Below are 22,822 nucleotides of genomic sequence, written 5' to 3' on the forward strand. Positions count from 1 at the left end.
GGCTGTCAGGTCGGGCCGTGTCCCGGCTTACGCGTTCGGGCCGCGGCCGCGCGGAGGTGGCGGCGGGCGAGCGTGGCGGCGGCTCTCGCGTCGCCGGACTCGATGGCGAGGTAGAGCTCCAGGTGCTCGTCGTACACCGGTTGCAGGTCGTCGTACTGGCCCAGTAGCCAGCGCATCCGGCCGGCGAGCGAGGAGGAGATCTCGACCAGTAGTGAGTTGCCGCCGGCCTCGGTCATCGCCTCGTGAAAATCGGCGGCGGCGCGCCGGGCGGTGGTCGCGTCCTTGCGAGCGGTCGCCCCGCCCTGCGCGTCCAGGCATCGCTTCATCCGCCGCAGGGCCTCGGGGTCACGGAGCTGGGCGGCGCGGCGAACGGTGAGTGGCTCGAGCGCAAGCCGGACCTCGTTGAGTTCCGCGATGTCGCGGTCGGTGAAGGTCCGGACGGTCATCCAGGTGTTCCGCCTGGGAACGGCCAGGCCTTCGGCAGCCAGGGTGTGCAGTGCTTCCCGTACTGGAACGCGGCTGATGCCGAGCTCGGCCGCGAGGTCGCGTTCGACCAGACGGGAGCCCGGGACGCGAACACCGTCGACGATCTGTTCGCGCAGGATGCGCGCGACCCGCGCCGACTCGCTCTCGTCCTCGGTCCGGTCACCCATCGCTGCATGCTATCGATGTCGGCGGCCACACCCGGGGTCCGCAGCGGACTTCCCGTCTCGTCCGCCGGTCGTTGGACCGCATGTCGGTTTGGTATACCATTTTCGCGGTGTGGTCGTCGGTCCCGGACGCTGTGTCCGGTGGCGGCCGTGGAGCAGGGGAGGCAGCGGGTGTCCAAGATCGTCGTGCGCAACGTCCGTCCGTGGGGCGGGGATGCCTGTGACATCCACGTCGACGACGGCTCCGTCGTGGCGGTCGAGCCGACGTCCGGTACGGCCGTGCACCCTGCCCAGGATCTCGGTGGTGAGGTGATCGACGGCCGGGGCCTGCTCGCGATTCCGTCGTTCGTGAACGCGCACGCGCACCTGGACAAGACCTGGTGGGGCAAGCCGTGGGTGCCCTACGGCGGCGAGTCCGGTACCCAGGGCCGGATCGCTCACGAGCGCGCCCGCCGCGACGAGATCGGCATTCCCGACCTCGAGAGCTCGACCGCAATGGTGCGTGAGCTCGTCCGGACCGGCACGACGGTGTTCCGCAGTCACGTCGACGTAGACCTGGGCGTCGGTCTGGACGGCATCCACGTCGTACGCGAGGCGGTCGCGGCGGCCGACCCGGGCCTCGCGCTCACGGTCGTGGCGTTTCCCCAGGACGGCGTGCTACGTCGCCCGGGCGTGCTCGACCTGCTCGACAGGGCGGCCGCGGAGGGCGCGGACCTGGTCGGTGGGCTCGATCCCGCGTCGATCGACCGCGACCCGGTGGGCCAACTCGACGCGCTGTTCGATCTGGCCGAGCGGCGAGGCGTCGGGCTGGACATCCACCTGCACGACTCGGGGGAGCTGGGCGCGTTCGAGTTCGAGCTGATCGTCGAGCGCACGAAGGCCACCGGCATGTCCGGCCAGGTCACCATCGCGCACGGGTTCGCCCTGGGCGACGTTCCACCGGCCCGGCAACGGGACCTCGTGGAACGCCTGGCCGGTGCGGGTGTCTCGCTCACAACCGTCGCACCGATCACCGCGCCTCCGCTGCCACTCGACCAGCTTCGGAACGCCGGCGTACCGGTCGGTCTCGGCACCGACGGGATCCGTGACCTGTGGGGTCCGTTCGGTGACGGGGACATGCTGCGGCTCGCGGGGACGCTGGCCCGGCTCGCCGGGTGGCGGCATGACGGAGACCTCCGCTCCGCGGTGGAGATCGCGACGTGCGCGGGCGCCGGGTTCGGCGGCCGGGCCGTGCACGACCTCGTGCCGGGTGCCCCGGCCGACATCGTCCTCCTCGACGCGGAGAACCTCTCCGACGCCGTGACCCGGGTGCCGTCGCGCGACACGGTGCTCGTCGGGGGACGGGTGGTCGTGGGCCCCGGCGCCCGATGAGGGGGCCTGACTCACGCCGGCCCACCGTTCCCGGCACGCGCTTGTTCTCCTCGCTGCTGCGTTATCCGTCGTTCCGGCTGTTGTGGTTCTCGAACCTGTTCTTCTTCGGCGGCGCGTGGACGCAGACACTGATCCTCGGCTGGCTGGTCTACGACCGGACCGGGTCGGAGCTCCTGCTGGCGGTCTTCACCGCGGCCCGGCTGGCTCCGATGATGCTCGGGCCGATCAGTGGTGTCGTCTCCGACCGCCACCACCGGCCGACCTTGCTGCTCGTCGCCGCGGGGTGGGCGTTCGTCGCCGTCGCTGTCGTGGCCGCGTTGGCGTCGACGGGCCATCTGCCGTACTGGGGAATCGTCGTCGGCGGTCTGTGCATCGGACTCGCGCAGTCCCCGTCGCAACCGGCGCGGTCGACGCTGGTGATGGACCTGGTCGGGCGCGAGAACCTGAGCAACGCCAACGCGCTCAACTCCATCGTCATGAACATGACGCAGATCGTCGGCCCGGCCGCCGGCGGAGTATTGATCAGCGCCCTGGGGGCCTCCACGGCGCTGTGGGTCTCGGCACTGTGGTTCCTGCTGTCGTGGCTCCTGCTGTGGCCGCTGCGCAAGGTGGGCAGCGCGTCGGCCGCGGTTCCGGCGTCGGTGGCGCACCGTCGACCCGGCGAGTCGATCTGGGAGTCGCTCGTCGGCGGGTTGCGCGCGGTGATGACGAACCGGCTCGCGGCGGCGGCCCTGCTCGTCACGCTCGCCGCCAACCTCACCCTCTGGCCGCTCTACCAGTCGTTCATGCCGGTGTTCGCGAGGGATCTGGGCCTCGACGCGACCGGGCTCGGCTGGCTGCTCACCTGCGGCGGACTCGGCGGACTTGCCGGGTCGCTCGTCATCGCGGCGTTGGGCGACTTCCGGTTCAAGGGTGGTTTCTTCGTCGTCGGCACGGCGATCTGGGGTGTGCTGTGGACGGCCTTCGCCCTGTCCCGGTCGGTACCGCTGTCCTTCGTACTGCTGGGCCTCGGCGGGTTGGCGAGCTCGGCGTTCGGCGTTCTGCAGACGACGCTCCTGTTGATGATGACCGAGCCCGCGGTGCGAGGTCGCGTACTGGGGCTGCAGGAGCTGACCATCGGCGTTCTGCCCCTTGCCACGATGGTGCAGGGCGCCACCGCCTCGTTGTTCGGTGTACGAGCGACGGCGTTCGTCGGTGCGCTGTCCCTGGTGGTGTTCCTGCTCGCGTTGGGGGCACGCACTCCGGACCTGCTTCGCTACAGCGGCGCGGATCGCCCGAACTCCGCGCCTGCGACCCACCACCTCAGGACTGGTTCGGCACCCGCCCCTGTCTATGACCGCGAGTAGGGTTCCTCGAACGCCCTGACGCCTCTCTGGCCGGGGAGTGCAGCACGCCGTAGCTGCTCGAAAGGTAGCCAACACCGGAAAGCTGAGCGAATCATGCCCGCGATCGACCTGCTCCTGCGTGAGTACGACCGTGCCCGCGCGTACACCGACGAGCTCTGGCGTGACCTCACCCCCGAGGAGGTCACCTGGCGACCGCACGAGAACTTCTCCCCGATCGGCTGGCATCTTGGCCACCAGGCCCACGTTGCCCACTTCATGGTGCGGAACCTGACTGCCGCCGAGCCCAGCCCTGACCCCGAGCTCGACCCGATCATGGACTCCGCGAATCCCGAAGCCGGCCGCGGAGCGCTGCCCGACCTGAGGCGACTGGCGACGTTCCGAGAGAACGCCGCTCGCACTGTGCACAAACGCATCGGCGACATCCGCGACGGCGATGTGGGCGCACCGGCCCAACTGGCGATGGTCGCGAAGGTCGTGATGGCCGCCGTCGTCAACCACGAGTACCAGCACAGCAAGTGGATCAGCGAGGTTCGCGCCCGCGACCTGGGCCACGCCCTACCCGACCTGCCCACCTCGGACCTGCTGCTGGAACTCGACGGCTACCTTGTCTGCGACCTCGGCATCTGATCTCGCTGCGGACCCACGCGGCGACGGATGGCAACCGGCGGCAGTCAGCCGGCCGTCCCTCACGTCTGCCGTACGCCTGGAAGTGCCCCGGTCGCTCCCCGCGAGCGCCGCCCGCTCCGCCTTGGGCGTCGGATGATCATGTGGGAGGGTAAGTAGCGTTGGTTCGAGCCGTGCCGTCTGGGGAGCGGTCCGGTGCGGACGTTTCGCACCGCGAACCTCGTCGGCCTCGTGCTTCGTGTCCGGGGCGGAGGGCATAGGCCGTTGGAGGTGGCCCCTCATGGCAGCTGTGATCGCACAGAGCATCAGCCGAGCGCCTCGACCTGCCAGTTTCGCCGAGGTCGTCGAGGTCGTGCTCAACAAGGGCATCGTCATCGACGCCAACGTGCGAGTGTCGGCTCTCGGAGCCGAAGTCCTCGCGGTTGATGCGCGAGCAGTGATCGCGAGCATCGACACCTACCTCCGGTTCGCCGAGGTGGTCAGCCGGCTCGACCTGGACGCCCCGCAGGACGTGGCCGGTGTGCAGCCCGGACCGACGCGCGACGCCGAGCCGGCGGGCGCCGACCAGACCGTGCGGGGCACGAACGCCGGGAAGGTCGACCACGAAGCCGGCGGACCAGGGGGCGCCGACTCCCAGGGCGGCCTGGCCGGCGTGGGGAGGTCGGACATCACCGCCCGGTGCCTTGGCGGGCGTTACGAACTTCGGGGCTTGCTCGGGCAGGGCGGCATGGCAGAAGTGTGGGACGCCGTGGACAACCGCCTCGGCAGGGCGGTGGCTGTCAAGGTTCTGCGCTGCCATCTCGCCTCCGAGCCGGAGTTTCTCGCGCGTTTCCGTCACGAGGCGCAGTTGGCCGCCGCCCTCAACCACCCCTCGATCGTCGTCGTCCACGACACCGGCACAGACCACCATGGCGGAGCCGACGTTCCGTTCATCGTCATGGAGCACATCGAGGGCACGACCCTCAAGGAGGTGCTTGCCGAGGACGCCCCGATCCGGCCCGAGCGCGGCCTGGAAATCATCCTCGAGGTCCTCGACGCGCTCCAGGCCAGCCATCAGCACGGCACTGTCCACCGCGACGTCAAGCCCGCCAACATCATGGTCACCACGTCCGGCGCCATCAAGGTCATGGACTTCGGCATCGCCTTCGCTCCCACCGAGCGAACCGGCTCCCTGACCGACCCGGCCGCGATAGTCGGCACCGCGCAGTACCTGTCGCCCGAACAGGCCGGCGGGCGACCGATCGACGACCGTACCGACATCTATGCGGTCGGCTGTGTGCTGTACGAGTTGTTCACCGGCCGTCCGCCGTTCACCGGCCCCACGCCGTACGAAGTCGCCTGCCGCCACATCCACGAGGAACCGCTCGCTCCTTCCGCTCTGCGTCCAGGTCTTGCACCCGAGTACGACGCGATCGTGTTGCGCGCGCTTCAGAAGGATCCCGACCGCCGCTACCTGTCTGCAGCCAGCATGCGCGCCGCCGTTTCGCGTGCCCTGCGGACAGGGGCCGATGGCCGGGCCGAGCGCACCGTTGACACCGAGCTTCTGGTGAGGGCTGGTCGCGAGCCCGTCAGGCGGAGTCTCTGAGGATCAGCCTCCATGGCACCACGTGGGTGCCGGTTCGCATGCTGGGATCGTCGATGCGCGCGATCAGGCGTTCCAGCGTCGGCCGGAACTCCTCGACCCCGCTGCCTACTGTGGTGAGTGCCGGCCGGAGGTCGGCACCCTCGGGGATGTTGCCTGCGCCGATGACCTTGAGTTCGTCTGGGATGGAGATGCCCAGCTGCATGGCCGCCCACATGGTGGCGATCGCGGCGCGGTCGGAGCTGGCCATGATGGCGTCGGGTCTTCTGCGTGGCGATTGATCGAGCAGCTCGGTCGCCAGGTGCCGGGAGTCGAGAAACCCGGTGAACGCGTTCTCGCGATCCTGGACGACGGCGATGGAGCCGGGCCGGTAGCGGTGCTCGAGAAAGGTGTCGACGAACGCGTCGCGACGAGGGTGGTCTCCGGTGTCCGGCACGTCGATGAATGCCGGACGTTTGACGCCGAGACCGATCAGGTGCTCGGCGGCGGCCCGGACCGCGGTCGCCTCACGCTGGACCATGACGTCGAAACCCCGCGGACGGTACGAATGGTGGACCGCGAGCAGCGGCACCCGCCGCCCGATCCTGTACAGCCGCCCCGCACCGAACGAGGGTGAACCGACCACCACCGCGGCGTCGGCCAGACCCTCGAGCAGATGGGTCTCGATCAGGTCGGCGGCGTTCTCGGTATGGCCGTATCGCTGGATGACGACGCCGAGTCCGTGATCGGCCGCGACTTCCTCGATCTGGGTGATCAGTCCCAGCGCCCACGGATTGAAGGGCGTGTACGCCGCCACCGCGACGAGACCGGTGCGGCTGCGGGCCAGCACCCGGCCGGACCGGGCCGGGGTGTAGTCGAGGTCCCGCATCGTTCGCAGAACCCGGGCGGTGACCTCGGGCGTTGCCGGGTTCTTCCGGTTCGCGCGCCCGCTCGCGACATAGGAAACCGTTGCGACCGACACGCCAGCGGCGCGCGCGACATCGGCCTGCGTTGCTCGGCGCCGATTCAACTTCACCTCTCAGGAGTTACCACGAAGGCCACATGCCATCCGGGAAAGCGCATTGACAGCATGCCCAGAGTAGTGGTTGGTTAGGCGCATAACCGATACTTCATTTCCGGTCGGAGAGGTAGGGAATGAGCTTGCCGCCGTACGCCGCGAACAGTCGCCAGTCCGGCAGTCGTACCCGCCGTCAGGACAGACCCAACATCATGGTGATCTGTGTCGACCAGATGCGTGGCGACGCGATGTCCTGTGCTGGCCATCCCGTGGTGAAGACGCCGCACCTGGACGAGGTCGCCGGTCAGGGCACCCGCTTCGCGCGGGCCTACTCGGCCACTCCGACGTGCGTGCCCGCCCGGGTCGCGCTGTTCACCGGACAGTCCCAGGAGCGGCACGGCCGGACCGGCTACCGGGACGGCATCCCGTTCACCGAGGCACATCCGGTGACCATGCAGGGCGTGCTGCGCGAGCATGGCTACCAGACCCAGGCCGTCGGCAAGATGCACGTCTTCCCCGAGCGGTCCCGGTGCGGCTTCGACGACGTACGGCTGCATGACGGCTTCCTGCACTTCGGGCGCCGCTACGGCGGTCGCCATCTGGAAGCCAACGACGACTACCTGACCTGGTTGCGCCGGCAGCCCGGGATGGATGCCCACGCCGACTACTTCGACGACGGCGTCGGCTGCAACTCCATGGTGGCGCTGCCGTGGAACCGCGACGAATACCTGCACCCGACCAACTGGGTGGTGCACGAGACCCTGGACTGGCTGCAGCGCCGCGACCCGACGGTGCCCTTCCTGAGCTACGTGTCGTTCCATCGGCCGCACGCGCCGTTCAACCCACCGCAGTGGGCCTGGGACCAGTACTACGGCCGGCAGCGGACAGAGCCGCCGCGTGGTGACTGGATCGGCGACTTCTCCGAGTTCCGCCGGGACAACTACCACCAGACGGTGATGGGCCGGCTGGACCCGGAGTCACACCACCGGACGACCACCGGCTACTACGGGCTGATCAGTCACATCGACGTCCAGATCAACCGGCTGCTCGAAGGGCTCGCCGACCACGAACTGCTGGAGGACACCGCGATCGTCTTCGTGTCCGACCACGGGGACATGATGGGTGACCACGACATGTACCGGAAGTCGGTCGGCTTCGAGGGCAGCGCGCACGTTCCGATGATCGTCCGCCCTGCGCCGAGGTTCGCACCGGACGCGCCCCGAGGTGCCGTGGTCGACGACGTCACCGAGTTGCGGGACATCATGCCGACCGTCCTCGAGATGGCCGGCGTGCCGATCCCGGAGACGGTCGACGGTGCCAGCCTGGTGCCGTACGTCCAGGGGACCCGGCCGCAGAGTTGGCGCGGCGAGATCCACGGCGAACACACCCACTTCGCCCAGTCCCTGCAGTGGGTCACAGACGGCCGCCGCAAGTACCTCTGGGCGTCGGCCGAGGGCAGGGAGCAGTTCTTCGACCTCGAGGAGGACCCACAGGAACTCCACAACCTGGTCGGGGACCCCGGCAGGCAGACGGAGATCGACGACTGGCGGCGACGGCTGATCGGCTACCTGACCGACCGCGAGGAAGGCTACGTGGCCGGTGGGGAACTCGTCATCGGCAGGCCGGTGCAGACCGAACGATCGGACATCACCGCGCTGCTGGGCAGGGGAGCCGGATGACCGCTCTCGAGGCCGGCTCGGCGGTACAGCGCCGGGTCGGCGGGTGGTACCAGCGGACGACGAGCCGCTGGTGTTACGTGTTCCTGCTGCCCGCTCTCGTGCTCACCGCGATGTTCACCTTCTACCCGATGGTGATGTCGTGGGTGTACTCCACGATGGACTGGGCCGGTTTCAGCAACGACATGACCTTCGTCGGCCTCGGCAACTATCGCGAACTGCTCGGTGACCACATGTTCTGGTCCGCGCTCGGCAGGTCGATGATCTTCGTACTGGTCGGCACGCCGCTGCGGGTCGGGCTGGCGCTGGTGGTGGCGGTGATCCTGAACCGCCAGGTGATGCGCCTGTCGGTCGCCTTCCGCACGTTGTTCTTTCTTCCGGTGATGGCGTCCGCGTCGATCATCGGCGTGGTGATGACGTTCGTGCTGAGCCCGAACAACGGCCCGATCAACACCGCGCTCGCAGGAACGGGACTGGCGGGTTCGCCGGTGGAGTTCCTGTCCGACCCGAAGCTCGCGATCTGGACCGCGTTGCTCGTGCACACGTGGAAGAACTTCGGCATCACCATGATCTACTGGCTCGCCGCGCTGCAGACGGTTCCGGCGGAGTACTACGAGGCCGCGCGCATCGACGGAGCCGGCTGGGCGGGCCTGGTGCGTCACGTCACCATGCCCATCCTGCTCCCGTTCGCGTTGATCATCATCGTCCTGACGGCGAAGGAGAACCTGCAGGCGTTCGCGATCATTCAGGCCATGACGCAGGGTGGCCCGTACTTCAGCACCCAGGTGATGGAGATCTTCATCTACCGCACTGCCTTCGCCGCCGACGAGGCAGGTGGCGTGCCCCGGCTCGGCTACGCGTCCGCGGCCGGTTGCTTCTTCGGGACCGTGACCCTGCTGCTCGCCCTCGTCCAACTGTGGGTCGCCCGGCGGGTCGCCGAGACCCGTCGTGAGCTCGGCAGGGCCCGAGGTGATGCCGGGTGACCGGCAGAGCACCGTCGACAGGTGCCCCACCGCGGCCGGCGCAAGGGATGCGGCCCGGCGGCGGGCAGCGCGTCCGGCAAAGGCGGTTCTCGCGCCGGGACCGGCTGTGGGCGGTCATCATGTCGGTGATCCTGGTGCCGATCGTCCTCGTCTGGGTGTATCCGTTCATCTGGACGGTCTCCTCCTCACTGAAGAGCAGCAGCGAGATCTTCGGATCCCTGAGCCCGTTCAGCACTGTTCTCCGGATCGGCAACTACGCACAGGCCTGGCGCGACGCGCAGATGGGGCGGTACTTCTTCAACACCGTCTTCGTCACCGGCTTCTCGATCCTGATCGCGGTGCTCACCGCCGCACTGATGGGGTACGTGCTCGGTCGCTATCGCTTCGCGGGCAAGAAGGTGGTCATCGCCGTGCTGGCGCTGGCGGTGTTCCTCCCGGAGGGTTACACCATCATCCCGGTGTACGACCTGATCGACCGGCTCCATCTGACGGACTCGCTGTGGGGTGTCACCCTGGCCGAGGCGGGCGGCGTGAACATCGTTGCCGTACTGCTCTTCGCGGGTTACTTCGCCCAGCTCCCGGCAGAACTCGAGGAAGCCGCCCGGATCGACGGCGCCGGCTTCCTGCGTACCTTCACCTCGGTGTATCTGCCCCTTGCCCGTCCGGTGACGGCGACAGCCGTGATCATGCAGTTCCTGCACAGCTGGAACGACTTCCTGCTCCCGCTGGTGCTGACCCTGACCCGGCCGGAGCTGCGGACCCTCTCGGTCGGCATCTACGCCCTCCGCGGCCAGTACCTCAGCGACTGGGGCGTGATGACCGCGGGGGCAACCATCGCGCTGGCACCGATCGTCGTCGTCTTCCTGCTGTTGCAGCGCCACTTCGTGGAGAGCATCGCCGGGGCTGTGAAGGGGTGACCACATAACCCGGTCGCAGTGATCACCGAACCACCGAAGGAGTTTCTCATGCCTTATCGACACAGCAACGGGACGCAGTTCAGCAGGCGCGGTGTGCTGGGGCTCATCGGCGCGGCCGGCGCCGCACTCGCCACCGGCTGTCAGGTGGACACCGGCAGCGGTGGCGGCAACGGCAGTGGCACTGGCGCCGGGAAGGCGGCGGCGAAGGGAAGCGATCCGAAGGCGATCAGGCTCCCCGATCTCCCGGGCAAGCTGCCGAGCGGCGACGCCACGTTCCGGTGGGTCGACAGTGGTGACCTGAAGTCGGTGTGGGAGCGGAGCGTGCTGGAGGCGTTCACCGCCAAGCACCCTCACATCAGGACGCAGTACGACGGCAACGGGTGGGACAACGTCAACCAGGTCGTGCCGCTCGGGATCAGGAACAAGAGTGCGCCCGACGTCTTCGCACTGCCCCTGGACGTGCCACCGCAGGTGGCCATCACCGAAGGCTGGGTTCGTCCGATCGACGATCTGATCCCCGACTTCGACACCTGGCGTTCGCGATTCGGACCCGACGTGCTGGTCCCGGGCGTCAGCATCTTCAACGACCGCCTGTACAGCTGGCCGATCTCGTCGAACAGACGCCTGGAACGGATGTCGATCTTCGACACCGAGGTGATGAGGGCGGCCGGCTACGACGACCCCGGCACACAGATCACCACGTGGGACGAGCTCACCACCGCGCTGACCAAGGTCCGCAAGACCGGAAGGGCCGGCCTGATGGCCGGCGGCGACGGGCTTGGCGGCATCGTCAGTTACCTGGCACTGACCGCCGGCTGGCGCGGCCTTCCGGCCAACGGCATGGACATGCGGACCGGTCAGTACGCCTACACCGCCGACGAGTTCATGGCGGCCTACGATCTGTTCGACAAGCTCGTCACCGACAAGCTCGTCGTGTCGGGATTCGTCACGTTGCTGGAGAAGGACGCCCGGGCGCAGATGACCGCGGGGAAGTCCGGAATGATCTTCAACGGGCCATGGGACATCCCGGCATGGAAGAAGGCGGCCCCCGACTGGAAGTACGACATCGCGTCGCTTCCGTCCCCGAAGGGCAAGCCGTTCCTGGTTCCGTTCCTGGAGGGCAGCAACTCGAGTTGGGTGTACGCGCACACCAAACTCCCCACCGTGGTAGGCCAGATCCTGTCGTACATGGGTTCGCCCGAGGGGCAGAAGATGATGGTCATCCTCAGTGAGGGAAACCTGCAGTCGCTGCAGCCGGAGGCGAACAAGGCGGCGGACCAGGCGGGTCTGCTCGACCCGAAGGCCAAGGCCGCCGTATCGCTTGCCAGGCGCAGCATGCACGTGGCACCGCGTCCGGAGCTCCGGAACTCCGACGTCGCGAAGGTGAACATGGCCCTCAAGGTCGTCACCCCGAACCTGAAGGACGTCATGCAGGGGCTGGTCACCGGCCAGCTGAGCAATCCTGCCAAGCAGTTCGCGGCTCTGCAGTCCAGGCTGGACGCGGCCCTGGATGCCGCGATCGTCGCCGCGAAGAAGAAGGGATCGACGGCCACCCGGGACGACTACGCGTTCAGCAACTGGGATCCGGCGAAGGACTACACCCGCGACGACTACAAGGCGCTCCGGTGACGGCGACGGCGTGAGGTCCGTGGACACGACCTGACCTGCTCCGCGGGACGTGTGAACGTCGCCGGAAGTGACGTGATCGCTCAGATCAGGTTGCGATCGGGTAGGCGATGTAGGCCATGCGGGTGCTGTCGGGGGACCAGCTGTTGACGTTCAGCGATCCCTGGCCACCGAGCAGTGGGTAGCGCTGGACAGGCGTGGTCCAGTCGTCCACCGAGACCAGCCGGATCTCGACCGGCAGGTCGGCGGGGTGGCCGGTGGTTCCCTGCGGGAAGGCGATGTAGGACGCCCAGCGTCCGTCAGGCGACAAATGTGGGAACCAGTCGACGGTGGAACTGGTCGTGAGGCGTTGCAGCGGCCCGCCTCCGTCTGGGACGCGGGCGATCTGGGCGTGCCCGGGCGTGGTCATGGTGAAGGACCCGGTGTTGAAGTAGATCCAGCGTCCGTCCGGTGACCACTCGGGCCCGTCGAGGTGGCCGGGCCCGGTGTCGAGGACGGTGACGGTGTGGTCCGGCTCGAGGATCGCGAGTGCTCCCGGCTCGGCGAAGTCGTCGATCTGCACGTAGGCGAGCCGGCGGCCGTCGGGGGAAACGCCGTGCAGGAAGTGCCACCTGCCGTCGTCCGGGGTGAGCCGAGTGACCGGGCCGCCGGCCAGCGGGCCGCGGTAGATGTGGGTATCCGTCGCGGAGAGGTAGATGTGTTCACCGTCGGGACCGAGGACGTGATCGTTGTTGAGGCTGACCGGCGGGTCGAACACGATGCGGTCGAGTCCTCGCTCTGGGTGGTGGACGTTCAGCGTCCACGCGGCACCGTCTCCGTTGACGACCAGGTGCTGGCCGTCAGGTGTCCAGTTCGGTGCTTCGATCAGGATGTCGTCGGTTTCGAACAACAGCCGTGGTGCGGATAGCTCCGGCCCGGCCACCCACACCTGCGCTCGCTGGCCGGCGCGGAGCGCGCGGTGACGAGGCTTCTCTTGCCGGGCGGTGTTTTGCCGATCGGTGGGAGGTGTCATGGCGGCCCTTCGTGACGATCCGGTTGGTCAGGTTGGGAGCTCAGGCTCGGTGGTCGGGTTCGGAGGTCATCCCCGAGACTGCCAGCACGCCGACGAACATGGGCGGTCGGGCCGCCTGAGGCGTGCGGAGCATCCGCGTGGGCGGCGCTACGGCTCAGGTGGTGTGGCCTGGTTGAGCTCGATCTGGCGCGCCGCGTTGCTGATCAACTGACGACGAAGGTGGTCGGGGGAAACCACGACGACGTCACCACCCAGTGACCCGACCAGGCAGACCGCGCTGTCGTAGTCCTCGGTGTCGAACTCCGCGTCCACCCATCCGTCGCGGTCGGGCTCGGTGAACGACTTGCTTCTGGCGTACGCCCAGCCGGCCCGGGTCAGTGATTCGCCCCGCAGCCGCAGGCGGATCCGGTAGGAGGCGAACCTCCGGGCGTACTCTTCCTGTGCCTGCTGCCAGTGGGTCGCGAGGTCGAAGTCGTCCGGTCGGCTGAAGGCTTCCCGCGTGACGGCCAGGTCGTGGATCCGCGAGACCCGGTACATGCGAAGCCGGTCGTGGGCGCGGCCGACGAGATACCAGCGGGTGCCTTTGCGTACCAGTCCGTACGGCGCCGTCCGGGTGGCGCGTGGCCGGCTCCCGTACCGCAGTTCGATGATCTTGTCGTCCCAGATGGCCTCGAGAAGCCGGGGGAGCAGGGGCGACGGGTTGTTGGTGACCGGTTCCCAGTAGCGTCCCGGGTCGATGTGGATCCGCTGCCGGGCGTGCTCGGCGTGCTCGCGGGCGGCGGGGGCGATCGCAGCCAGCAGCTTGAGGATCAGGTCCTCGCCGGGGTCCTCCAGGCCGAGGTCGGCGAGGACTCCACCCGGTCTGCCGACGATCATCGCCAGGGCCTCGGTGGTGGACAGGCCGGTCAGGCTCGTCCGGTAGTCCTGCACAAGTGCCCAGCCGCCGGCGCCGCCGCGTACGGAGTAGACCGGGACCCCGGCCGCGGACAGCGCCTCCATGTCGCGCCGGATCGTACGAGTCGAGACCTCCAGGTCCCGGGCCAGCGTCGACGCCGAAACCACGCCCCGGCCCTGTAGCCGGAACACGATGCGGAGAAGCCGGTCGGCGCGCATGGGCCCATTGTCCCGCGCGTACAGGACACAGGATGTCCTGTACGGGCTGCGAGGCTGGCTTGTCCCTTGCCGCAAGCCGCCACGAGAGGAGTCAACCGATCATGGAGCGTCCACGGATGATCGTCGGCGCGGTGACGATCGGAGCGGATCCGGCCGGTGCCCGCGACCTGGCCGACTTCTACCACCGGCTGCTGGGGTGGCCGATCGTCGACCAGGGGCCGGACGGCGGTTGGATGCAACTGCGTCCGCCCGTGGGTGAGATCGGCCCGACGATCAACATCGAGGCCGACCGTGAGTACCGGCGGCCGGTCTGGCCCAGCCGCGCCGACGAGCAGATCGCCACGATGCACCTCGACATCGGTGTCGACGATCTGGACGCCGCGGTCGCCTGGGCGCTCGACTTCGGCGCAACGCTGGCGGAGCATCAGCCGCAGCAGGACGTACGGGTGATGCTCGACCCACACGGCCATCCGTTCTGCCTGTGCTGATCATGGAGCGATCGTCCGGCGCGCCCGCGACGCGTGCCTCGGAGGTGGAGTGATGGCACCGAAGACACCCAGTCCGTCGAAGCCGGTCGGGTTCACGACCAGGGAACTGTCGGTGCGTACTCTTGCCGACTTCGAGCGGTTCTTCTCCCAGGTCCACGGGTGCGCCTGTGTCGTCTACTACTTCGGCCGGCACCTGCCGCCGGTGGCGAACACGGCCGGGGAGCGCGCGGAGATTCTGGGGGCGCCCGATCGCGCCCGCCGCCACTTCCCGCACCGGGAGCTCATGCGGACCCGGGAACAGAGCGCGGTCTCGGACCTGGTCCGAAGGGGCAGGGCCGACGGAATCCTTGTCTACGCAGCCGGAGACCCGGTCGGCTGGTGTCAGTTCGCCCGCGTGGAGGGTCCGCCAACAAACACCGGCGACCTCGCCCCGTTGTGGCGAATCAACTGCTTCACGACACGGATGGACTACCGCCGGCAGGGCGTGGCTACCACAGCGTTGAAGTCGGCGGTGGCGGCGATCCGCAAGCGGGGTGGCGGCTGGGTCGAGGCGAGGCCCATGGCCTTCCCACACTACGATCCGACCCTTCCGAAGCTACGCCGTACGTACGGCTGGCGCTCACCGGAGGCCGCCGACTACATCCGGGACAACTGGCCGAGCAAGGAGATCCCCGGAATCGGCAGAGTCAACGCGTGCCAGGTGACCAACAAGACGATGGGACACATGGGAACGATGTCGATGTTCGAGAAGCTCGGCTTCGCGGTGGTCGGCCTCGACGAAGAGCGCAGCTCGAACGACCCCCGCTATCCGTGGCACTTCGTCCTCATGCGCCTCAAGGTGTGACGGGCCGGCGGTCGGCCGACAAGTGTTCCGGGTCCCCGCTCGCAACCGACCGACCGTCCGATCCTGGCCTGCCCGTGTCGTGTCCGACTCTGCCGAATGATCTTTACAGGTGTGGGACCGGACACCACACTCGTGCCGGGCACGCTGAGACGCCTCCCGTGTGCCGTCCGTGCGTAGCCTCACGAGGGCAGGTCGAGTCATGTCCGCAGTACCCACGCGTCGTCGTGTCCGCGCCGCCCTGGTCGGGCTCGTCGCCATGCTCGTCGGCCTGGCGCCCGCCGCGGTCGCTCACGCCCAAACGGTCGGCACCCAACGAGCCGGCGTCCAACGAGCCGGCACCGAAGCGGCTGACGGGCCGACCGCTGTGGCACGGGCGCGCGTGGCGGCCGACGTGCTGATGTCTTCGTACGACCCGGAGAAGGCGTGGTTTCCCTCCAGTTGGTGGAACTCGGCCGTCGCCTTGCAGACCATCGGCGACTACATGCAGCGGACGGGTGACCGGCGCTACCTGCCGCAACTGGACAACACCTTCCGGAAGGACCAGGGCAAGTTCCCGGCCGGTGAGTTGTCCGGTGACGAACTGTGGGGCAACTTCACCAGTCGCGCCATCGACGACTCCGAATGGTGGGGCCTGACCTGGATCCAGGCGTACGACGTCACCGGCGACGCCAGGTACCTCCGCATGGCGGTCAAGATCGCCGAATTCACCAACGGGTACTGGGACGACACCTGTGGCGGCGGCGTCTGGTGGAACGCGGAGAGAACGTACAAGAACGCGGTGACCAACGGCCTGTACATCCGGCTGACCGCCGAACTGCACAACCGCGTTCCCGGTGACAAGCGGTGGTTGGCACGGTCACAGGCGGCGTGGGACTGGTTCGCCGGCAGCGGCATGATCAATTCGTCGGGTCTGGTCAACGACGGCCTGAACGACGACTGTCACAGCAACGGGCAGACCGTGTGGACCTACAACCAGGGGCTGGCCGTCGGTGGGGCGCTCGAACTGTGGCGGGCGACCGGTGATCCGACGTTGCTGAGTACGGCGCGCCGGCTCGCCGACGCGGCGATCGACGGAGGTCTCACCACCGACGGTGTGCTGACCGAGGCCTGCGACACCCTCGATCGGACCTGTGACGACAACGCCAAGCAGTTCAAGGGAATCTTCCTGCGCTACCTCATGGACCTGGCCGACACGACACGTGCCGACCGGTACAAGGCGTTCGTGGCCAGGCAGGCAGAGACCATCTGGGCGCAGGACCACGACGCCGCCGACCGGCTCGGTACGCGCTGGGCCGGTGGCACCAGTACCGATCATCCCAACGTGTTCGACTGGCGTACGCAGGCCAGCGCACTGAGCGCCCTGATCGCCGCGGTGCCCGTGCCGGCGCCGAAGCGTTCGCTGGCGGCGACCACCTCACCGGCTCAGCCGGTCGTGATGCCGGTCGGCAACGGCTCCACGAAGCTCACTGTCAACGTCGGGTTGTCGGCAACCGGACCCGCCTCGGAGCAGGTGACCGCCCGGGTGACGGTCAGGGCGCCGGACGGCTGGACCGTCTCGCCCGCCTCCGGAACGGTCGTGCTGAGCCCGCGCGGCAACACGCACCCGGTCTACGGCACCTTCCCGGTACAGGTCACGGTCCCGGCGACCGCAGAGGACGGCCACCACGACGTGACCGCGACGGTGACCGCGGACTCGGGGCTGTCCTTCGGTACGCGGTCTGAGGTGACGGTCGCGCACAAGATCGACTTCGACACCGGCACGGCCGCCGAGATGCCGTGGCTGTGGGACGCCGACGGGTCACAGAGCAACGGCGTCCAGAACCGCTTCGCCGACGGCAACCACTACTTCGTCTACAGGTTCCCCTTCCCGGCCGACACCGTGACGGCCCGGGCCACCGTCACCATCGACAACGAGTACGTCGTCGAGGCCAGCTCCGACGGCGAGCACTGGACCACCGTCGCGAAGGAGGCCCAGCGCGTCACCGACGGCTCCAACAAGGCCGACCAGGTGATCGACCTGACCGCGTACCTCGGTCCGGACAAGGCGACCTACCTGCGGGTGTCGGACTCGTTCCCGGACGACGGCTGGGGCGGCCGCGTCTACCACGTCACCGCAGCCTCCACGGAGTAGGCCGCGTGCACTGGAGGTCGCGCTTCACCGAGGTCGCGCGCCCGAGGTAGTGGGCGAGTGCCGGGACGGTCCTGAACGACGCCATCAACGAGGCGAGCGCCTCGGCGTGCACCGGGTTGGCGGGGAGGTTGCGTCTGCGAGCACGAACAAGTGTGTTCTTGTCGGTCGCTCTCGAGGAGACAAGCTCGACGACATCCACCTCGTAGCCCTCCAGCTCGAGCAGCAATGCCCGCATGGCGTCGCCGGCCATGTAGGCCAGACGTTGCCTGAACACCTGGTGCCGGGTGATGGCGGTCGTCGAGGCGGCGTTGGCTCGGATGCTCTTCACCAGTGTCTGTTGGCAGCAGGCGACTGTCAGAATGTGCCGCGCACGCGTCTGCACTCCAAGGTGCATCGCCTTGTCGGTCGCGATGTCGCACGCATGCAGGGCCGTCACGACGTCGACCGGTGCGGGAACGGAGAGTTCGTCGATGTCGCAGGCATGAAAGTGCATGTTGACAAGACCGAGCCTGTCGGCCGTGTCGCGGTGTTTCGCCATCAGCACGGCGTTCTTGTCCACGCAATGGATCTCCACGGGCCTTGGTTCGACCTTGGTGAAGAAGAGGGCGGTGGCGAGGCCCAGGTGACAGTTTCCCGCACCGCAGTCGACGAAGGTCAACCGCCGGCGACGCGAGTATCGGCGGACCTCCGCCTGGATCACGTCGACGAACGCGACGACCTGCTCGAGCTTTCTCTGCTTGTCGGTGTACCCACGAGGCGCCGGAAGGGCCAGATCGAGCTGTTCGCCGAACCATGCCAACCGGTCGCGGTGATTCTTGAACGGACGCAACGAGGACTCCCTTGAAGGGGAGGCGTGCAGTGTCATGCGCCGTTGCCGTGTCCTGAAGGTGCCTCGGCATCCAGACTGCTGGTTGTCATCGAGGCGAGTTGCCCACCGCGTCGACCACGACGACCGCTCGCCTCCGGCCGGGCGAGCGGCTGGCTCCCAGGCACGATGGACAGGCCTCCGCGACGCCGACGCGTCGTGGAGGTGGCAGAGCAGTCTGTGTCGTTCGCGGTGCCTGAGCCGGAGGTGGGCATGCCGACTCAGGCTGGTTCTCCTCTCGAGGTGGCAACTCGAAGTCCGGAGCCAGTATCGAGACCAGGCCGCTGCCCGTCGAGTCCTTTTTCGGGGCCTCACGCCCGACGAGACACAGTCACCGTCACGTCGTCGTACTTGCCGTCCAGTACGTCGTCGAAGTTCACCGGCCGGCCGAGAGTGGCCGAGACGTACATCGAACGCACCAGTGCCAGCGACAGCAGCGCCTCCTCGGCCGTGACCAGCGGCCGGCGGTGCTCGCGGATCGCGGCTGCGATGTCGTCGTACTGGCGGGTGTGGCCGGCGGCGAAAGTGTCCGGCTGGTTGCGGCTGCCCGCGAACTCGTCGCCACCGGGTCGCCGGCCGAGCACCGTCTCGACCTGGTTGCCGATGGTCTTGGCCTCGCGGAGGTTGGCCGAGACCTCGCCGTCGCCGGCGTGGAAGTAGCGCAACTCGTCGTTGTCCTGGATCGCCGAGCCCAGTGATCCGTGTACCTGTATCCGCGCGGTCAGCCCGGGGTAGGCGGCCGTGGTCATGTGGATGACCGCGAGGGCTCCCGACTCGAAACGTACGGTGGCGGTCGCGGTGTCCTCGATCTCGATCCGCTCGTGGTCGAGTTGGGCGATGTGGGCGTGGACCTCGACCGGCCGGCCACAGAACCAGCGCAGCAGGTCCACGGTGTGGATTCCCTGGTTCATCACCGCACCGCCACCGTCCAGAGCCCAGGTGCCGCGCCAGTCGCCGGAGTCGTAGTACCCCTGGCTGCGATACCACGCCATGCTCGCGACAGCGGAGGTGATCCTGCCGAACCTGCCCTCCTCGATCGCCTGGTGGATGAGCGCACTGCCCGGATCGAAGCGGTGCTGGCTGATCACCGAGACGACCTGACCGGACCTCTCGACCCGCGCGACGCGCGCGGCGAACTCGCGGCTCTTGGCGACGGACACGTCCAGTGGTTTCTCGATCACCATGTGCAGGCCGGCGTCGATCAACTCGAGGGCGTTGTCGATGTGGTAGCCGCTGGGGGTACAGATGACACCGAGGTCCACCGTGCCGGACGCGACCGCCTCGGCGATCGAGTCGTAGACGACCGGTTCGACGGCCCCGAGAGCAACCACCTCCTGAGCGGCCCGTTCCGCCGCCGTCCTGTCGACGTCCACCAGCGCGGTCACGGTGAAGTCGGGGTGCTGGGTGAGAACCTCGGCGTGGAGCGTGGCGATCGTGCCGCAGCCGATGATCAGCGCGCGGACGGGGGCATCGGTCCGGCCCGGCGCGGTCCGGTCCGTCGCAGTGGTCGTTGAGGGTGTGCTCACGAGACGTCGGTCCTGTCGTCGTTGTCGCTGTCCTGTTGGCGTTCAGGTCTTCGTCGTTGGAGGTCGTTCATCGTACTTGTCGAGCCTGTGCTTGCGGTGTACGGCTTCGCCCGGGCCGGCCGTCCAGTACCGGCGGACGCTGCGGAACGCACCGGGGACGCTCGGCGAGACGCTTCCGTGAGTGCCTGGCTTCTCTATGTCACGCCGTCGTGCTGCACGCGCTGGCTGGACGCCGGCGAGACTGTGACGAGCGGACAGTGCGCATGGTGCAGCAGCGTCTGGCTGACCGATCCGAGCAGCATGCCGGTGAACCCACCGAGACCTCGGGCACCGACCACTATGAGGCCTGCGCGGTTGGAGAGACGGACAAGTACGCCGCCCGGATGCCCAACCATCAGTTGGTCCTCTATCCGGAGTTTGGGGAACCGGTGGCGCCAGCCACTGAGAGCGTCGGTGAGGAGGCCGTGCCCATTCGAGGTGTCTCCTGTCGCCGACTGCGTGCTCCGGCTGGGGTGATGGTGGACGACATGGACCGCAAGCAGCCGCCCGCGTCGAACAGTTGCCTCCTGGACGCCGACCCTCAGGGCTGCGGCTGCCAGCGGCGAGCCGTCGACTCCGACGATGACGAGACGGTCATTGCGTTCGGTGGGAGCGATGCCGCGCACGATGGCGACCGGTGCCTGGGCTCTGGCGACGAGGGAGACCGCGGTGGAGCCGGCCACCATGTCACCGACGGCGCTGTGGCCGGCGGCGCCGACAACGACGTACGACGCATCACGGCTTTCTCCGGCCAACAGCGGTAGCGGAAAGTCGCGTACCACTGCGGTGCTCACTGCGACAGCAGGCGCGGCGGCGCGAGTGGTCGCCGCCGCCTCGCGGACAAGCAGGCTTGCGTGCGAGCGCAGTCTGTCTTCGGTGTCCGTCCCCCACAGTCCGGTCGGCACTCGCAGGACAGACTCGGCGAACCCGTGGACGATCCGCAGCGGTACGTCGTGCAGGGCGGCTTCTCCGGCTGCCCATGCCGCAGCATCGAGGGCGCTCTCGGACCCGTCGACGCCCACGACGATCGGGCGCGCGTCAGGTGTCGCCATCCGATCGCTGCCTTTCGCCAGATGCCACCATGGACGCGGACCGGGTGTCCCTCAAGCCCCAGTTCTCACGATTCCGCAAGCCGGCCGGAGGACGGACTGGCAACGGTCCTTCGCCTGTCCCGCCGAAGGTCCCGGCATGGGTCCGGGACATTCGTCGTGTCCGGCCAGAATGCGACTTCTACCCATCCCACACCGGTGGCCGACAGCGACAACCACAGGATTCGCAGACGAGGGCGGAGATTTCATGGCGTCTCGTCGTCATGAAGTACGAACGCCTCGACCGGTCGGCGTGGCGTGGACGGCACATCGCGACCACGGCCGAGCCGCAGGACCGCCTGCGGGGCAGTGGGGCCGGCACCCGGGTCGTACAGCAGTTCGCGGAGCTCCTCGTGTTCGATCAGTTGGTTGAGCAGTGACGCGGCGAGGCCGTGTCGGGTGGCGAGGAGGAGAACGCGTTGCAGTGCCTGGCCCGCCACGAGCCAACTGCGCGGGCTGTCCTCCGCTGTCGCCAGGACCGCCAGCTGCGGGTGGTCCTCGAATCTCGCGGTGGCGCGAGCCCGGTCGGCCGGGTCGACGGCGAGATCGCGAACAGGGCTGGGCACGTCGGCGGAGCGCGGACCAAGTGACGCCAGGGGTACGCCGTCATGGTGTCGTTCGCCGCCTACCCAGCAGCCTCGTTCGACGATCCGGTGGAGGTCGTGCTGCTCGGCATGGTCGGCGTCCGTGGCGAGGTGCTGGAGCCAGCGAACCTGGCGGTCGTTCGCCCAGTACAGCCGCGCACTCTCGGCGGCAGCCGCCTGCGCGAGTTCATGCCGCACGGCGGGTTCGATGGCGTGGTCGGTGAAGGGGTGCCGGTTGGTTCGACGGCGAGGGATGGACGGGAACAGCCCTGCCAGCTCGGTGCCCTCGCCGCTGCCGGTGCCGAGGGTCAGCCGTGCGGCCAGCGTGGGCCGGCACGTATCAGGGAGCAGCACTGTCGTGGTTCGAAGTGCGAGCGTCGCGGCGGCGACGCGCAGGTTGAGTACGGCGGCACCCACGCCGATCAACGTCAGTCTGCCGTCAGGGTCCTCGGCGGTGAGCTCCCGCGTGACGTCGCGGTGGACCTCTACGGTCCGGTGCCGGAACCCGAACAGCCAAGGCTGGGTGTTGTGCATCGAAGGTGCCAGGACCGCCGCACGGACGAGCAGTTCACGTTCGGCTGCGGTCAGCTCCGGGCCTTGCGTGTTCGCGGTTGTGGTTGTCATGTCGGCGCTGTCGCCCCTTTCACCTGCCGCGGGGCCGCACGGCGTACGGCCGGAGGTCCAGGCTGTGTGCCGTGGAACCCCGGCCGGTGCGTCGTTCACGTGATCCCCCGTCGCGGTCCGGATGTGGATTCGGGCTCAGCTCAGCCAGCGGCTGTGGCGGACCAGTCCGATCCGGGCCCATGCCCGGCCGAGGCCCCAGACCGCGCCGGCGTCGGCGACGGCGAAGAGGATCAGGAGCAGGGCGTAGAGGAGGTGGTAGTCGACGAGCGGGTTGGTCGACATGGTGGGAGTACCGGCGGAGCTCAGGTGCGCCATGGGCCATTCCGCGGCCCACATGAGGACCATCATGATCGAGCCGGCAACCGCGGCGAGGCGTAGCCCGATGCCGGCGATGACGGCGACGCCGACACCGAGGAGCCCCAGCATGAACAGCCAGTCGGCCCAGCCGGCGCCTGCCCAGCTGTGGAACATGGACTGGAGCGGTCCGGCCTGGACACTGCCGAGAAATCCCTTGGTCGGCGAGCCCCCATGAAGCCAGGAGCGCGCCGACGGCGTGGCGTAGTTCCAGCCGAACAGCTTGTCGGCGAAGGCCCACAAGAAGACGAACCCGAGGGCGATACGCAAGACGGCGAGCACCCTCCTGGTACCCACCGACATGGACCCGCCACTCTCTGCATCGGTGGTCGCGGAGCCTGGGGCGGTCTGCTGCTGCCCCGGCAGAGACGGGCTCCGGTGA

General features: G+C 68.4%; 20 protein-coding genes. 11 read left to right on the forward strand and 9 right to left on the reverse strand.

All coding sequences use genetic code 11. From position 1 onward, the window contains the following. Positions 1-5 precede the first annotated feature (5 nt). Positions 6-653, reverse strand: a complete 648-nt coding sequence (locus tag BLU27_RS16335; protein WP_092654553.1) for a GntR family transcriptional regulator — start codon at positions 651-653, stop codon at positions 6-8. A 168-nt stretch (positions 654-821) separates the two neighbouring features. Here BLU27_RS16335 and BLU27_RS16340 point away from each other — a divergent pair, with 168 nt between their 5' ends. From BLU27_RS16340 to gvpJ, 4 genes are all read left to right on the forward strand, one after another. Then, positions 822-2,021 carry an amidohydrolase gene (locus tag BLU27_RS16340; RefSeq protein ID WP_092657794.1) on the forward strand — a complete coding sequence of 400 codons (1,200 nt, stop codon included), beginning with the start codon at positions 822-824 and terminating at the stop codon, positions 2,019-2,021. Between the two features lie 41 nt (positions 2,022-2,062). Then, entirely contained in the window at positions 2,063-3,367 is a 1,305-nt protein-coding gene (locus tag BLU27_RS16345; RefSeq protein ID WP_197681456.1) for an MFS transporter, read from the forward strand. Between the two features lie 93 nt (positions 3,368-3,460). Continuing rightward, complete coding sequence (locus BLU27_RS16350) at positions 3,461-3,994, forward strand: DinB family protein (protein ID WP_092654555.1); 534 nt, start codon at positions 3,461-3,463, stop codon at positions 3,992-3,994. Positions 3,995-4,271: 277 nt separating this feature from the next. Further along, a complete protein-coding gene (gene gvpJ, locus BLU27_RS16355; RefSeq protein WP_092654556.1) occupies positions 4,272-5,576 on the forward strand; it encodes a gas vesicle protein GvpJ in 1,305 nt (434 codons plus the stop codon). Here the strand turns inward: gvpJ and BLU27_RS16360 are convergent. Continuing rightward, positions 5,560-6,588: a LacI family DNA-binding transcriptional regulator gene (locus tag BLU27_RS16360; RefSeq protein ID WP_092654557.1), complete on the reverse strand. Its 1,029-nt coding sequence runs from the start codon at positions 6,586-6,588 to the stop codon at positions 5,560-5,562. The genes gvpJ and BLU27_RS16360 overlap by 17 nt on opposite strands. 119 nt (positions 6,589-6,707) lie before the next feature. On the opposite strand from BLU27_RS16360, the gene BLU27_RS16365 reads away from it, so the two are divergent. From BLU27_RS16365 to BLU27_RS16380, 4 genes are read left to right on the forward strand one after another with little or no spacing between them, the layout of a single operon-like run. Then, a complete protein-coding gene (locus BLU27_RS16365; protein WP_092654558.1) occupies positions 6,708-8,249 on the forward strand; it encodes an arylsulfatase in 1,542 nt (513 codons plus the stop codon). Then, on the forward strand, positions 8,246-9,229 hold the full coding sequence (locus BLU27_RS16370) for a carbohydrate ABC transporter permease (protein WP_092654559.1): 984 nt from the start codon (positions 8,246-8,248) through the stop codon (positions 9,227-9,229). The genes BLU27_RS16365 and BLU27_RS16370 overlap by 4 nt, the downstream gene beginning before the upstream one ends. Then, positions 9,226-10,146 carry a carbohydrate ABC transporter permease gene (locus BLU27_RS16375; protein WP_241827466.1) on the forward strand — a complete coding sequence of 307 codons (921 nt, stop codon included), beginning with the start codon at positions 9,226-9,228 and terminating at the stop codon, positions 10,144-10,146. The genes BLU27_RS16370 and BLU27_RS16375 overlap by 4 nt, the downstream gene beginning before the upstream one ends. A gap of 48 nt (positions 10,147-10,194) precedes the next feature. Continuing rightward, positions 10,195-11,775: an ABC transporter substrate-binding protein gene (locus BLU27_RS16380; RefSeq protein ID WP_092654561.1), complete on the forward strand. Its 1,581-nt coding sequence runs from the start codon at positions 10,195-10,197 to the stop codon at positions 11,773-11,775. A gap of 85 nt (positions 11,776-11,860) precedes the next feature. Here the strand turns inward: BLU27_RS16380 and BLU27_RS16385 are convergent, their stop codons facing one another. Then, on the reverse strand, positions 11,861-12,784 hold the full coding sequence (locus BLU27_RS16385; protein ID WP_092654562.1) for a TolB family protein: 924 nt from the start codon (positions 12,782-12,784) through the stop codon (positions 11,861-11,863). 147 nt (positions 12,785-12,931) lie between these two features. Then, positions 12,932-13,897 (reverse strand): helix-turn-helix transcriptional regulator, encoded by a 966-nt coding sequence (locus BLU27_RS16390; protein ID WP_092654563.1) that lies wholly within the window; start codon positions 13,895-13,897, stop codon positions 12,932-12,934. A gap of 101 nt (positions 13,898-13,998) precedes the next feature. Here BLU27_RS16390 and BLU27_RS16395 point away from each other — a divergent pair, with 101 nt between their 5' ends. From BLU27_RS16395 to BLU27_RS16405, 3 genes are all read left to right on the forward strand, one after another. Further along, complete coding sequence (locus tag BLU27_RS16395) at positions 13,999-14,385, forward strand: VOC family protein (RefSeq protein WP_092654564.1); 387 nt, start codon at positions 13,999-14,001, stop codon at positions 14,383-14,385. 52 nt (positions 14,386-14,437) lie between these two features. Further along, positions 14,438-15,229, forward strand: a complete 792-nt coding sequence (locus BLU27_RS16400; RefSeq protein ID WP_092654565.1) for a GNAT family N-acetyltransferase — start codon at positions 14,438-14,440, stop codon at positions 15,227-15,229. A gap of 199 nt (positions 15,230-15,428) precedes the next feature. Then, positions 15,429-17,360, forward strand: a complete 1,932-nt coding sequence (locus tag BLU27_RS16405; protein WP_092654566.1) for a glycoside hydrolase family 76 protein — start codon at positions 15,429-15,431, stop codon at positions 17,358-17,360. Here the strand turns inward: BLU27_RS16405 and BLU27_RS16410 are convergent. The 5 genes from BLU27_RS16410 to BLU27_RS16430 all read right to left on the reverse strand — a co-directional run bounded on the left by BLU27_RS16410 (position 17,338) and on the right by BLU27_RS16430 (position 22,710). Continuing rightward, positions 17,338-18,225, reverse strand: a complete 888-nt coding sequence (locus BLU27_RS16410) for a methyltransferase (protein WP_092654567.1) — start codon at positions 18,223-18,225, stop codon at positions 17,338-17,340. The two genes, BLU27_RS16405 and BLU27_RS16410, sit on opposite strands and share 23 nt — an antisense overlap. Positions 18,226-18,536: 311 nt before the next feature. Continuing rightward, the gene (locus BLU27_RS16415; RefSeq protein ID WP_092654568.1) at positions 18,537-19,751 is read right to left on the reverse strand and encodes a Gfo/Idh/MocA family protein; all 1,215 of its coding nucleotides are present in this window, start codon (positions 19,749-19,751) and stop codon (positions 18,537-18,539) included. A gap of 194 nt (positions 19,752-19,945) precedes the next feature. Next, positions 19,946-20,842, reverse strand: coding sequence for a universal stress protein (locus tag BLU27_RS16420; protein ID WP_092654569.1), 897 nt, complete (start codon positions 20,840-20,842; stop codon positions 19,946-19,948). Between the two features lie 242 nt (positions 20,843-21,084). Further along, positions 21,085-22,086 (reverse strand): Acg family FMN-binding oxidoreductase, encoded by a 1,002-nt coding sequence (locus tag BLU27_RS16425; protein WP_092654570.1) that lies wholly within the window; start codon positions 22,084-22,086, stop codon positions 21,085-21,087. A 135-nt stretch (positions 22,087-22,221) separates the two neighbouring features. Next, on the reverse strand, positions 22,222-22,710 hold the full coding sequence (locus BLU27_RS16430) for a DoxX family membrane protein (protein WP_197681457.1): 489 nt from the start codon (positions 22,708-22,710) through the stop codon (positions 22,222-22,224). Positions 22,711-22,822: the final 112 nt, after the last annotated feature.

The sequence above is a fragment of the Actinopolymorpha singaporensis genome (assembly GCF_900104745.1).
Classification (GTDB): domain Bacteria; phylum Actinomycetota; class Actinomycetes; order Propionibacteriales; family Actinopolymorphaceae; genus Actinopolymorpha; species Actinopolymorpha singaporensis.